This is a genomic window from Streptomyces sp. NPDC088794 (genome assembly GCF_044750545.1).
Classification (GTDB): domain Bacteria; phylum Actinomycetota; class Actinomycetes; order Streptomycetales; family Streptomycetaceae; genus Streptomyces.
In genome coordinates, this window is record NZ_JBIVKB010000018.1 from 242,038 (window position 1) to 254,884 (window position 12,847).

Sequence of the window (12,847 nt, forward strand, 5' to 3'; positions counted from 1 at the left end):
CCGAGCCGCTCGGGAGGGGCATCGAAATGACGAGATTCCCGGAACGACGCAGATTCTTATGGGCCGTTCAGGTGTGTGTCGCGCTCGCCGCTCTGTTGGCCGGATGCACGTCGTCCGGCGGGCCGAACGAACCTGACGACCGGGATTCCCGCGCGGCGGTACCCGCGTACGACCGCACCGATGTCAACGCCCGCCCCCGCAGCGCACTTCGGGACGGCGGCACCCTCACCCTCTCCATGGTCCAGTGGCTCACCCAGTTCAACTACTTCCAGCTGGACGGCTCGTTGGACGACGCGCTCACCGTAGTCGGCCTCTTCGAGCCAAGACTGTTCCTGCGGGACGCGAAAGGCGTACCGCACCCGGTCCCCGACTACCTGACCTCCGCCAAGGTGACCTCCACCTCTCCCCAGACGGTCGTCTACCGGCTCAACCCCAAGGCCGGCTGGTCCGACGGAACGGCCCTGGGCTGGCAGGACTTCGCCGCCCAGTGGCGCGCCCTGGGCCGCGGCGACCAGCGCTACCAGATCGCCGACCCGAGCGGATACGAGGACATCGCGTCGGTCACCGAGGGCGCCGACGCGCATGAGGTGAAGGTCGTCTTCAAGACGCCGTTCGCCGACTGGCAGCGCCTGTTCAGCCCGCTGTATCCCGCCGCCGCGTTCAGCACCCCCGAGGAGTTCAACGAGGGCTGGCGGACCGGACTGCCCATCACCGCGGGCCCGTTCAAGGTCGGTTCGCTGGACACCACCGGCAAGACCCTGACCGCCGTACGCGATCCGAAGTGGTGGGGCACCCGGCCACTCCTGGACCAGGTGGTCTTCCGCACCCTCGACCCCACGACCGCCGTCCAGGCCTACCTCAACGGCGAGATCAGCGCCGTCAACGCGGCCTCCGGGGACGTGTACGACCGGCTCAAGGGCGCCTCCGGCACCGACATCCGCACCGGCTCCGCCTGGGACGAGGTGCTGGTCTCCTTCAACGGCGCGAGCGGTCCGCTGGCCGACCCCCAGGTACGCAGAGCCGTACTGCGTGCGGTCGACCGGAACGCCCTGGCGAAGGTCGCCGGCGAAGGGCTGCCGATCGGCGTGCCGTTGCTCGGCAATCACTTCTTCATGACCAACCAGCCCGGATACACAGACAATTCGGGGAGCCTCGGCAGCTACGACCTGAAGGAGGCCGAGCGAATTCTGGACGAGCGCGGATGGCACCGGAAGAACGGAAGCGGAACACGCGCCAAGGACGGGCAGGAGTTGAAGCTGCGATTCGTGCTCAGCCAGTCCACCAACCGACTCGGGCTCGACCTCTCCCAGCTGATCCAGCAAATGCTCTCCCGGGTCGGCATCGCGGTGGAGATCCAGAAGGTGCCGGCCGACGACTACTTGTCGAAGTACCTCAACCGCGGGAATTTCGACCTGGCGATCTTCCGATTCATCGGCCAGACCTATCCCAGCTCGCTGTACTCGATCTACCGGGAGCCGAGCGGCGGCCAGGCCTATGAGAACTACGGCCGGATATCCAGCCCCGACATCGACGCCCTGCTGCGCGAGGCCGTGCACACCCTGGACCCGGACCGCCGCGCCCGCCTGTACCGGCAGGCCGACGCCGAGATCTGGGAGGCGGCCCACGACCTCCTGCTCTACCAGCGCCCGCAGATCCTCGCCGTCCGCGAGGGTCTCGCCAACTACGGCGTACCGGGCCTGGGTGACATCGACTTCACCCAGGTCGGCTGGGAACGCTGACCGCCGCGAGCCGCCCAACTCCCTTTGCGCTGTGCTCAGTAGCCGCGCTCAGTAGACGAGTCCGCCGTCGGCGCGGATGTTCTGCCCGGTCACCCAGGCCGCGTCCGGTCCGGCGAGGAACGCCACCACGGCGGCCACGTCCGCGGGACGCCCCAGCCGGCCAAGCGGGGTGTCGGCGATCACGTGCTCGCGGATCTCCGCGGTGGTCGCGCCGCGCAGCATGTCGGTGTCGCTCGGCCCGGGCGAGACGGTGTTGACCGTGATCCCGCGCGGCCCCAACTCCCGGGCCGCCACCCGCACGAACGCCTCGCCCGCCGACTTGCTGGCGATGTACACCGACTCCGGCACTCGCGGCCAGCGGGTGGTGACGGTCGACAGACCGATGATCCGCCCGCCGTCCCCCATCCGCTGCGAGGCGAACTGCACGGCGAAATAAGGTGCCTTGGCGTTGACGGCCATCACCCGGTCGTACTCCGCCTCGGCGGTCTCGCCGATCGGCGTGAACGAGGCCACGCCGGCGCTGTTGACCAGGATGTCGAGGCCTTCGGCGCCGATGGAGCGGAAGTGCTCGTCGGCCGTCGTGAACAGCCGCTCGATCTGGGCCACTTCCGCCAGTTCGGTCTGCACCGCCCAGGCGGTGCCGCCGGCCGCCGCGATCTCTTCCTCGATCTCGGTCGCGGCGTCCTTGTTGGTCGCGTAACTGAACACGACGGCCGCGCCGTCGTCGGCCAGTCGTCGCACGATCGCCCGGCCGAGGCCGCGCGAGCCCCCGGTCACGACCGCCGTACGGCCCGCGAGCACCTTGCCCGTGGCCGTCTGCGCCTGGTTCATACGAGCCTCCTGTGTCTCGCTGCACGAGCGAGGGCGTGAACGGGGAAACGAGGAGAGGACATGGAGAGAGGGCATGGGGAGAGGGAAGGAGGAAAGGGACGGGACTTCGCCACGGCACCCCCGCGCGCCGCCCGGCCGCATCCGTCCGCCTTCCGCCCAACCGACCTGGCCGCCTGACCGACTTGGCCGACCTAACCGACCTGGCCGCCCGAGCTGGCCGACGCCGGCGGGACCGCCCGGGGCCGGCGCAGCGTGTCGTAGCCCAGCGCGACCGAGGCCAGCGTGACGTGGTGGTGCCAGCCCCGGAACGAGCGGCCCTCGAAGTCACCGAGGCCGAAGTCCTGTTGGAGCCGCGCCAGGCTGTTCCCGCACAGCGCCCGCAACTGCGCGAGCGGCAGCACGTCGGCGATCCTGCGCGCGGGCAGGTTCGTCAGCCAGTAGGTGCGCGGGGCGGGCCTGCCGTAGGGCCAGTCGGCGACCAGGTGCCGGGGCCGCTGCGGCGGGCGTTCGGGCAGCGGGCGCCCGGCCGCCGTGCCGAGCCGCGCCTCCGCGAGCAGCAGCGCCGGCATGGACAGCACCTGCGACTGCCGCATCCGCGAGGTCGCCCGGTCCTGCCAGGCGATCGGCATCCGCTTGCGGTGCTGGACGGCGTGCCGGGCCAGCTCCGACAGCGTGCCGCGGCCGGGCGCCGAACCGGCGCACGGCCGCGGCAGTGTGACCGCCACGGTGGGCGCCACCTCCACCAGATAGGCGAGCCCGCGCGCCTCCAGACCGTGCAGCAACGGCGTCACATCACCGTCGCAGCGCCAGTCCACCAGCACCGGCAGCGGCTCCAGGTACCACTCCTCCAGCATCTCGTCGATCGCTTCCAGCACATACCGCCAGCGCGGCTTGGCCCGCTCCTGGGCCGGTACGTGCGCCTGCGTGCGCAGCGCCTCGTCCCGGTCCCAGCGCTGCGGCAGCAGCAACTGCCAGCTCACCGGCACCCCGCCGTACCGTCCGGCCAGCGAAGTAGCCAGCGCCAGCTGACAGTTGACGGTCCGCTCCAGCGAGGGCGCGTACTGCCGGGCCACGCCCACCGAACGGTCGCCGTTCTTGGCGAAGACGACCTCGTCGAAGCACCAGGCCTCCGCCTGCAACGCCCGGCTGATCCGGTGGGCGAGCCGCTCCCGCACCGGCCGGCACGGCCACGGGCTCTGGTTGACGAACTGCTGGATCTGCTGGACCGCCCGCCGGCCCAGCACCTCTTCGGTGATCCGGGCCGGCGTCTTGCGCCCGGGCACATCGAGCAGGCCCCGGACGTAGACCTCGCCCCAGCGGCGCTGGTCGGAACGGGACAGCGCGCCGAAGAGGTCCTGGCAGTAGGCGGTGAAGTCCACCGGCTCGTGCGGCACAGCGGGCTGTGCCGGCCGGTCCATGACGTACCTGGGGGGAAGCAGCGTCGTGGTCATGTCGGCTCAGTCCTCCTCGCCCTCGAACAGGAAGGCGTCGGTGGCCAGCAGGGCTTCCCGTACCTCGGGCAGTACGGAACCCACGACCACGAAGTCGACTTCCAGGCCCGCCTTGGTGCGCTGCACGAGCAGCTCGTTGACCGCGGGCCTGCACATCTCGGTCAGTTCGCCCAGGTGCAGTTCGACCCGGCGCGGTCCGGCCGCCATCACCTCGCCCAGCACGTGCCGGAAGCGGTCCAGCTCGACCGCGTCGACGGCGCCGGAGCAGCGCACGTGCGCGGTGCCGCCGGCCACCTCGCTGCGCACCCGCAGCCGCATCCGCGCCGGCTCCAGTTCGACCCGCACCCGCACCGGCTCGTCGCCCTCCGGCAGCTTCACGGTCAGCAGCTTGGCGTCGAAGTTGTGGTGCTCGTTGCCGTCGACCCACACCCGGGTGAGCTCCACCGAACCGGTCGGCAGCAGGTCGGGCGCCACCCGCAGCTCCCGCTGCGGCAGATCGGCCGGGCGCGGCCGGAAGTGCAGGGTCAGCGGCTCGTGGCTGATCAGCAGCCCGGTGTAGGCCGCCGAGAGGTAGCACAGCTCCAGCGCGTGGTAGCCGGCCATGGCGTGCGAGCCCTTGAACCGCTCGGTGCCCACCAGGTACGGGATGCCGTCGGCCAGCACGTTGAAGTACACGCCGCCGTCCTGGTGGTCCAGGAAGAAGGCGTTGTAGAAGGCGGCGGCCTCCCGGGCCAGGCGCAGCGACTCGGGGTCGTCGCCGGTGCCGGCCAGGATCAGATAGGCGAGGATCGCCTGCTCCTGCTGCCACCAGGCCTTGCGGTTGTGCCAGACCATGCGGTGGATGCCGCTGTCCGCGTCGGGCTTGCGCTCGACGACGTCGTACCAGCCGCCGCGCTGCTGGTCGCTGCCGACCGGCGGCATGATCTCGCCGATCCGGCGGGCCGCCTCGGCGTACTCGGGCTTGTCGTGCAGCGCCCTTATCCGGGTCAGGTTCCAGGCGATCTTGAGGTTGTGCCCGACCACCGCGCGGTCCTGCTGCCAGCCCCAGGTGCGGTCCGCGCTCCAGTCCTCGTGGAAGCGCTCCTGTACGAAGGGGCTCTCCGGCTCGTCCGGGAAGCGGGCCACGATGGTGTCCGCGGTCTCCTCCAGGAGCTCGGCGAAGTCCGTGCGCCCGGTGGCCAGATAGGCGTTGATCAGATACGCGGGGGCGTGGTCGCCGACCGAGTTCCAGTTCTTGCGCGACCGGTTGCGGCCCAGCGCGTCGTCGCACGGGCTGAGGTTGATCGGGTCGATGTGCGAGAAGAAGCCGCCGCGCTCCTCGTCGCGGAAGTAGCGCTGGAAGAGCGCCACCGTGCGGTCGATGTCCTGGAGGATCCGCGGGTCGCCGGTCACCCGGTAGGTCTGGGTGGGCCCGGCCAGCGCGTAGATCTGCTCGTACATCGGGATGGCGTCGTAGTCGTCGCCGAACTCCGAGGCGTAGACCTTGCGCCGCCCGGTCGGGGTGATGTCCATGCCGTGGTACCAGTAGACGATCCCGTCGTGCTTGTCGTCCACGCGCATGTACTGGCGCAGGTACTCGGTGCCGCTCTCGGCCGCGTCCAGGAACCGGTCCTCGCCGGTCAGCAGGTACGCCGTCGACAGGCCGTACACCAGCCGGGAGATGGTGTCGGTCTCCTGCCGCACGTTCTGCCCGGCGTGCTCGGGCAGTTGGGCGCCGTCGAGGGTGAGCTGGGTGCGGTAGTGGCGCCAGTCGTAGTCGCCGTCGGGGAACTGGCCGCGCAGATAGAAGTCGGCGATCTCGGCGGCCTGTTGGACCCACCAGCGGGGGTGCTCGAAGACGTAGTGGCCGCGGCTCTCCTCGGCGAAGGTGATCTCCTTCACCTCGAAGCGCGAGCCGCCGTCCCACTCGTAGAAGACGCCGTACGCGAACAGGAAGCGCCCGGTGCTGAGCATGTCCTGGGTCTGCGCGGTGGTGTCCTGGTACGGGTCGCCGAGGTTGCGGACGATGCGGGAGACGACGTTGCGGGCCAGGTGCGCGGTGAACTCGCGGCCGTCGGAGGTGCGCAGCCCGAAGCGGTGCTCGGTGGGGCTGAAGTAGGTGACGTAGCCGGCGACGGTGTCGGAGAGGATGCGGTGGTTGGCGGTGTCGGTCATCGTCAGGCGTCCTTCTCATTCGGTAAGGCGACCAGCAGGACGACGCTGCGGCCGTGTGCGTGGATGACGTCCGCCTCGACGGGCTCCTCCTGACCGGGCGCGAGCAGGTCGCGCGACCCGGTGCAGGCCGTGTCGAGGATCCGGTGCCAGATGTGGCCCGCTACGGCCGGGAGTTCGAAGTCCAGGCCCAGGTGGTACATGTTGAGGATCATGTGCAGGTCGGGGTCGCCCCCGAAGCCGCCCAGCGTCACGGCCAGGACGCGCGCGTCGGCGTCCTCCCAGCCGGGGCAGTGCAGTTGGGTGCCGTGCCAGGTCACGTCGGCCATGTCCCGGTCGTTGCGCCGCTCGGTGAAGAAGCGCGGTTCGCGGAAGGTCGCGTACCGTTTGCGCAGGGCGATGACCCGTTCCGTGAAGGAACGTATCTCCGTCTCCTTCTCCGCCTGGTCCCAGTTCAGCCAGGAGACTTCGTTGTCCTGGCAGTAGGCGTTGTTGTTGCCCTGCTGGCTGTTGCGGAACTCATCGCCGGCCAGCAGCATCGGCACGCCCCGGCTCAGCATCAGGATCGACAGCAGGTTCTTGATCTGCTGCACCCGCAGCCGCTCGACCTCCTCGGAGTCCGTGGGGCCCTCGACCCCGCAGTTCCAGCTGAAGTTCTCGTGCGCCCCGTCGGCACTCGCCTCGCCGTTGGCGTGGTTGTGCTTGTGGTTGTACGAGACCAGGTCGTTGAGCGTGAACCCGTCGTGGCAGGTCACGAAGTTGATGCTGTTGGTCGGCAGCACCTGCTGCGGGAAGAACAGGTCCGCGGACCCGCCGAGCCGGGAGGCGATCTCCCCGACCAGACCGGCGTCCCCACGCACGAAGCGCCGTACGTCGTCCCGGAACGGGCCGTTCCACTGCGCCCAGCGCTTCCCCGGGAACCGGCCCACCTGGTACAGGCCGCCGCCGTCCCACGGCTCGGCGATGATCTTCGTCTCCGCGAGCACCTGCGACAGCTCGATGGCCCACAGCGCGGGCGGCACCGCCATCTCGTAGCCCATCGGACCCCGGGACATCTCCGAGGCCAGGTCGAAGCGGAAACCGTCGACGTGGTGCTCGGTGACCCAGTACTCCAGGCACTCCAGGATGAACTTGGTGACCATCGGGTGGTTGGCGTTGACAGCGTTGCCGCAGCCCGTGAAGTCCATGTAGCGGCTGCGGTCCTGCGGCCAGAGGTGGTAGTACGCCTCGTTGGCCGCGCCGCGGAAGCTGATCGTCGGCCCGAACTCGTTGCCCTCGCTGGTGTGGTTGAAGACCACGTCGAGGATGACCTCGATACCGGCCCTGTGCAGCGCCTTGACCATGTCCCGGAATTCGGTGATGTGTCCGGCGAGATGGGGCTGGGCGCAGTACCCGGTGTGCGGGGCGAAGAAGCCGTAGGGGTCGTAGCCCCAGTAGTTGCGCAGCGGCGTGCCGTCCGGGCCGATGCGCAGGGTCTGCGTCTCGTCGAAGTCGAAGACCGGTAACAGCTCGACGGCCGTGATGCCCAGCCGCTGGAGGTCCGGGATCCGCTCCACGACCGCCGAGAAGGTGCCCGGGTGGGTGGTGTGCGAGGTGGGCGACGCGGTCAGGCCGCGTACGTGCGCCTCGTAGATCACCGTGTCCGCCATGGGCGTGTTCAGCGGCCGGTCGCCCTCCCAGTCGTAGTCGTCGAGGTCGACGACCAGGCTGCGCATGGAGTGCTCGACGTTGTCGCTCACGCCGACCGCGCGGCCGCGGTCCCAGCAGGTGTTGATGTTGGCCCGCGAGTACGGGTCGAGCAGCACCTTGCGGTGGTTGAACCGGCCGCCGGAGTGCGGGGTGTTGCGGGGGCCGTCGATCCGGTACGCGTACACCTGGCCGGGGCCGAGGCCCGCCACGTGACAGTGCCAGAAATGGAAGCTGCGGTGCTGCTCGGGGTGGAGCCGGATCACCCGCGAGGGGCGGGGGGCGTCACAGCGGTCGAAGAGCAGCAGATCGACCCTGGTCGCGTACTCGGAGAAAATCGAGAAGTTCACCCCGTCCGCGTCGACGCTGGCGCCCAGTGGCTGCGGGCGCCCGGGTGACACTCTCGATGTCGCCTCCGCTCGTGGCTCCATCGTCAGGCTTCCCTGGACCTTCACAGAGCTTCACCTCTTGTCACCTGAGTAGTCGAGCGTCAGTCAGGTCCCTTGCGAATCCGTCTGACGGTGGTTCCGTGACATGGCTGGCTGCACCCAAGTCAGTCAACAAGCCTTGTAAGGTTGAGTCAAGTGGCTTGTAAAATTGGTGGGGTACCCGCACAACTCGGCCCGCGGGGACCCGGCAGGTGAGGGGAGGGGGCGCGGCGCCGGGGACGACAAAAATCCCCCCGGCCGCTGAGCGGCCGAGGGGATCGGCTGGTGTCCGAGGGGGGACTTGAACCCCCACGCCCGTTAAAGGGCACTAGCACCTCAAGCTAGCGCGTCTGCCATTCCGCCACCCGGACAAGGTGTCTGTCGCGCGGCACTGGCCGCAGCGACGGAGGAAACATTACCAGGCTTTCGCGGGTCCCCGATCACTCCCCTGACCAGCCCCTGACCGGCCCCCGGCCGCTCCCGTCGGTGTGTGAACCGCGTGTGACGGGCGGGGCCCGCCCTTGGGCCGCGGCACCGGAGAGAGGGAGTATGAGGGGAACCACCAGCAGTGACAGCGGGAGGAAGCAGCGTGAGCGAGACGGACACGGCCAGGGTCGTCACCGGCGAGGACGAGGTCGTGGACCTCTGCCGTGAGCTGATCCAGATCGACACCAGCAACTACGGCGACCACTCGGGACCGGGCGAGCGCAAGGCGGCCGAGTACGTCGCCGAGAAGCTCGCCGAGGTCGGTCTCGACCCGCAGATCTTCGAGTCGCACCCGGGGCGGGCGTCCACCGTGGCCCGGATCGAGGGCGCGGACCCGTCCAGGCCCGCCCTGCTGATCCACGGCCACCTCGACGTCGTGCCGGCCAACGCGGCCGACTGGACCCACCACCCCTTCGCCGGCGAGGTCACCGACGGGTGCGTGTGGGGACGCGGCGCCGTCGACATGAAGGACATGGACGCGATGACCCTCGCGGTCGTCCGCGACCGGCTGCGCAGCGGCCGCAAGCCCCCGCGCGACATCGTGCTCGCGTTCCTCGCGGACGAGGAGGCGGGCGGTACGTACGGGGCGCGCCACCTCGTCGACAAGCACCCCCACCTCTTCGAGGGCGTCACCGAGGGCATCAGCGAGGTGGGCGGCTTCTCCTTCACCGTCAGCGAGGAGCGCCGGCTCTATCTGATCCAGACCGCCGAGAAGGGCATGCACTGGCTCAAGCTGACCGTGGCCGGAACCGCCGGGCACGGTTCCATGATCCACCGGGACAACGCGATCACCGAACTGTCGGAGGCGGTGGCGCGGGTGGGCCGTCACAAGTTCCCGGTACGGGTCACCAAGACGACCCGGGCCTTCCTCGACGAACTCGGCGACGCGCTCGGCACCCAACTGGACCCGGAGGACATGGAGTCGACGCTCGCGCGGCTCGGCGGCATCGCCAAGCTCATCGGCGCGACCCTGAGCAATACCGCCAACCCCACGCAGCTGAACGCCGGTTACAAGGTGAACGTCATTCCGGGCGAGGCCACCGCGAATGTCGACGGGCGTTTCCTGCCCGGATTCGAGGACGAATTCCTCGCGGACCTCGACACGTTGCTCGGACCGAACGTCCGGCGCGAGGACGTGCATTCGGACAAGGCCCTGGAGACCGATTTCGACGGCGCCCTCGTCGCCGCGATGCAGTCCTCGCTGCTCGCCGAGGACCCCACGGCCAAGGCGGTCCCGTACATGCTCTCGGGCGGCACGGACGCCAAGTCCTTCGACGACCTGGGCATCCGCGGCTTCGGCTTCGCCCCGCTCAAGCTGCCCCCGGAGCTGGACTTCGCCGGGATGTTCCACGGCGTCGACGAGCGGGTGCCGGTGGACGGGCTCAAGTTCGGCGTGCGCGTTCTGGACCGGTTCATCGACGCGTCGTGAAAGGCCGGTTGACGCAGGTTGACGCCGGAATTCGACAGCGCGTGCGGAGACGACTGAGACGGGTGAATGTGCTCATAAGCTCGTAGCTCCATTACTCCCTCCTCGTTACAGGTGATGCGATCCGCTACTTGGGATCGCATTGCCAACAAGGAGGAATAATGATCAAGAAGGTCGTCGCCGCTGCGGCTGCCACTGGTGGTCTGGTTCTCGCGGGTGCGGGCCTGGCCGTCGCCGACTCGGGTGCCCAGGGTGCTGCCGTGCACTCCCCGGGCGTTCTGTCCGGCAACGTCGTTCAGGTTCCGGTGCACATCCCGGTGAACGTCTGCGGCAACACGGTCTCCGTGATCGGGCTGCTGAACCCCGCCTTCGGCAACACCTGCATCAACAAGTGACGTCGACCCCCTGAGGGTCGTGCACGCCCGTCGGCTCCGGAGCGCGCGCCATGCGCTCCGGGGCCGACCGGTCTTTTTCGGACAAGGTCGACGGCAAGCTCGAAGGCAGGGATTCAGCAGATGCGACAGGTCACCCGCAAGGGCCTGATGACCGTGGCGGCCGCGACCGGTGTGATCGCCGCCGCCGGCAGTGGGTACGCCCACGCGGACTCCGGCGCCACCGGCTCGAGTTCGGACTCGCCCGGCGTGCTGTCGGGCAACACGGTGCAGGCGCCGGTGCACGTGCCGGTCAACGCCTGCGGCAACACGGTCAACGTCGTCGGGGTCCTGAACCCGGCGGTGGGCAACAAGTGCGCCAACCGGAGCGGCGGCAGCGGCTCTTCGGGCGGCTACGGCGACTCGGGCAGCCATGGGGGTCATGGCGGACACGGGAGTCATGGGGGTCACGGAGGCTCCGGCGGACACGGGGGCTCAGGGGGCTCGCACGCCGGCGGACACACCGGCGGCTCGCCGGGCGTGGGTTCCGGGAACACGGTCCAGGCGCCGGTGGACGTGCCGGTGAACGTCTGCGGCAACAGCGTCGACGTCGTCGGCATCGGCAACCCGGCCTTCGGCAACGACTGCGACAACGACGGCTACGGAGGCGGCGGCCACCAGGGTGGAGGTCACCACGGGGGCGGCCACCAGGGCGGCGGTCACCACGGCGGGGGCCATCACGGCGGCGGCCACCACGGTGGGGGACACCACGGCGGCGGTCACCACACGCCTCCGACCGGAACGCCCGGTCAGCCCGGGAACCCCGGTACGCCCGGGACCCCTGGGACTCCGGGTCACCCCGGCACCCCGAGCACCCCGCCCGTAGCGGGCCACGGGACGCCGGGCGGCTCCTCGTACGTCAACCGGCCGGGCGGCCAGTCGGTCACACAGCCGACCGGTGCCGCGCAGCTCGCGCACACCGGCAGCGAGCTGCCGTTGGGCCTCGCCCTCCCGGTCGGCGCCGGAGCGCTGCTCGCCGGCGCGGTCCTGTACCGCAAGGCGCGTGCGTCGGCGTAGTACCGCCCTCATGAACGCACTACGGAGCGGGCCCCGTCGCCACGGGGCCCGCTCCGTCTCGTCTCCGCCTCAGCTCACCACGTGGCGCGTACCTGGCGGATGATCCGCCGGCGCAACCGCACCCTGCGGCTGCCGTCGCGCAGCAGACTCAGGCGGTCCAACTCCCAGTGACCGTACTCGGCATGGTCCGTCAGCAGGCGAGTGGCGTCCTTGCGGGAAACCCCGCGCGGTACGTACACGTCGACAAATTCGTATTCCGGCATCGCATCTATTGTGCGGGCTGGGGCCCGGTACGGATAGCGTCTGCACTATGTCTGATGCTGCGCAGCCCACCGCTGCCGAGGTACGAGCCGCCGCCGAGGCGGTCAAGACCGCGCTCGACCGCCACCTGGCCGCGGTCGAACGCCGGTCCGGGGAGGACGACCCGGCCGTCTACGAGGCGTTCAACCAGCTGGCGACGGCCGCCGAGGCGTACGACGAGCTGCTCTACGACCGCTATGACGAGGTCACACCGTTCGAGATCCCCGGTGCGGAGGACGCGCTGCCCCCGTACACGGGCCCCGAGGAGCCCAATGCCCTCAGTGTGCTGATCCGGCGCGACTACGCCGTGGTGGAGCCGCAGCGGCTGCTGGCGCAGGCGCAGCGGGTCGAGTCGGCGGACGAGGACAGCATCGGAGTGGAGGCCTCCGGCACCGTGCACGGGGCGCTGGGCATCCTGTTCGGCGAGTTCGAGCCGGACGAGATCGCCTCCCGGCACAAGGAGTTCGGCCTGGAGGAGGGTGACTCCACGCTCTGGGTGACGGCGGCGGACGAGGCGCCCGAGGCCGGTGAGTGGCTGGAATCGCCCTTCGAGCAACTGGATCCGCAGCGGGTGGTCTGCCGCTTCGACGTCAGCGCGGTCTTCGACGACGAGATCGACGGGATCGGCACGCACGGCGTGGACGGCGTGGACGACGAGGACCTCGACGAGCTGGACACCGACCTGGACGCCGAGCTCGAGACCGACGAGGACCTGGAGCCACTGGACGCGGAGCCCGACGTAAGACGCTGACGGCACGGCCGGTCGTGAGACGACGACGGCGGCGGTCCCCGGGCACATCTCGCCCAGGCACACCCGCCGATCCCGAGGGCTGCGGGTGCGCGGCGCCGCCCACCCCGCCAGCGGGGCGGGCAGCACCGGCAGCCGGGGCGAGGACGGCTG

General features: G+C 70.0%; 10 protein-coding genes and 1 tRNA gene. 5 read left to right on the plus strand and 6 right to left on the minus strand.

Translation table 11 applies throughout. From position 1 onward, the window contains the following. Nucleotides 1-26: 26 nt before the first annotated feature. Nucleotides 27-1,739: an ABC transporter family substrate-binding protein gene (locus ACIP6U_RS39965; protein WP_401727654.1), complete on the plus strand. Its 1,713-nt coding sequence runs from the start codon at nt 27-29 to the stop codon at nt 1,737-1,739. A gap of 48 nt (nt 1,740-1,787) precedes the next feature. On the opposite strand, the gene ACIP6U_RS39970 is transcribed toward ACIP6U_RS39965, so the two are convergent. The 5 genes from ACIP6U_RS39970 to ACIP6U_RS39990 form a co-directional block, all read right to left on the minus strand. Beyond that, complete coding sequence (locus tag ACIP6U_RS39970; RefSeq protein WP_401727655.1) at nt 1,788-2,570, minus strand: SDR family oxidoreductase; 783 nt, start codon at nt 2,568-2,570, stop codon at nt 1,788-1,790. Nucleotides 2,571-2,761: 191 nt separating this feature from the next. After that, entirely contained in the window at nt 2,762-4,021 is a 1,260-nt protein-coding gene (locus ACIP6U_RS39975; protein ID WP_401727656.1) for an IS701 family transposase, read from the minus strand. A 6-nt stretch (nt 4,022-4,027) separates the two neighbouring features. After that, nucleotides 4,028-6,175, minus strand: coding sequence for an AGE family epimerase/isomerase (locus tag ACIP6U_RS39980; protein ID WP_401727657.1), 2,148 nt, complete (start codon nt 6,173-6,175; stop codon nt 4,028-4,030). 2 nt (nt 6,176-6,177) lie between these two features. After that, nucleotides 6,178-8,289 (minus strand): glycogen debranching protein GlgX, encoded by a 2,112-nt coding sequence (glgX, locus tag ACIP6U_RS39985; protein WP_401727658.1) that lies wholly within the window; start codon nt 8,287-8,289, stop codon nt 6,178-6,180. Between the two features lie 280 nt (nt 8,290-8,569). Beyond that, nucleotides 8,570-8,657, minus strand: a tRNA-Leu gene (locus ACIP6U_RS39990). Between the two features lie 218 nt (nt 8,658-8,875). Between ACIP6U_RS39990 and ACIP6U_RS39995 the strand changes: the two genes are divergently transcribed. From ACIP6U_RS39995 to ACIP6U_RS40005, 3 genes are all read left to right on the plus strand, one after another. Continuing rightward, nucleotides 8,876-10,201, plus strand: coding sequence for a M20/M25/M40 family metallo-hydrolase (locus ACIP6U_RS39995; RefSeq protein ID WP_401727659.1), 1,326 nt, complete (start codon nt 8,876-8,878; stop codon nt 10,199-10,201). A 158-nt stretch (nt 10,202-10,359) separates the two neighbouring features. After that, nucleotides 10,360-10,593, plus strand: coding sequence for a chaplin ChpH (gene chpH, locus ACIP6U_RS40000; protein WP_046256631.1), 234 nt, complete (start codon nt 10,360-10,362; stop codon nt 10,591-10,593). Nucleotides 10,594-10,713: 120 nt separating this feature from the next. Further along, nucleotides 10,714-11,646 carry a chaplin gene (locus tag ACIP6U_RS40005; RefSeq protein WP_401727660.1) on the plus strand — a complete coding sequence of 311 codons (933 nt, stop codon included), beginning with the start codon at nt 10,714-10,716 and terminating at the stop codon, nt 11,644-11,646. Nucleotides 11,647-11,720: 74 nt separating this feature from the next. Here the strand turns inward: ACIP6U_RS40005 and ACIP6U_RS40010 are convergent, their stop codons facing one another. Continuing rightward, the gene (locus ACIP6U_RS40010) at nt 11,721-11,909 is read right to left on the minus strand and encodes a DUF5703 family protein (RefSeq protein ID WP_005485166.1); all 189 of its coding nucleotides are present in this window, start codon (nt 11,907-11,909) and stop codon (nt 11,721-11,723) included. A gap of 47 nt (nt 11,910-11,956) precedes the next feature. Between ACIP6U_RS40010 and ACIP6U_RS40015 the strand changes: the two genes are divergently transcribed. Beyond that, nucleotides 11,957-12,697: a hypothetical protein gene (locus ACIP6U_RS40015; protein ID WP_401727661.1), complete on the plus strand. Its 741-nt coding sequence runs from the start codon at nt 11,957-11,959 to the stop codon at nt 12,695-12,697. Nucleotides 12,698-12,847: the final 150 nt, after the last annotated feature.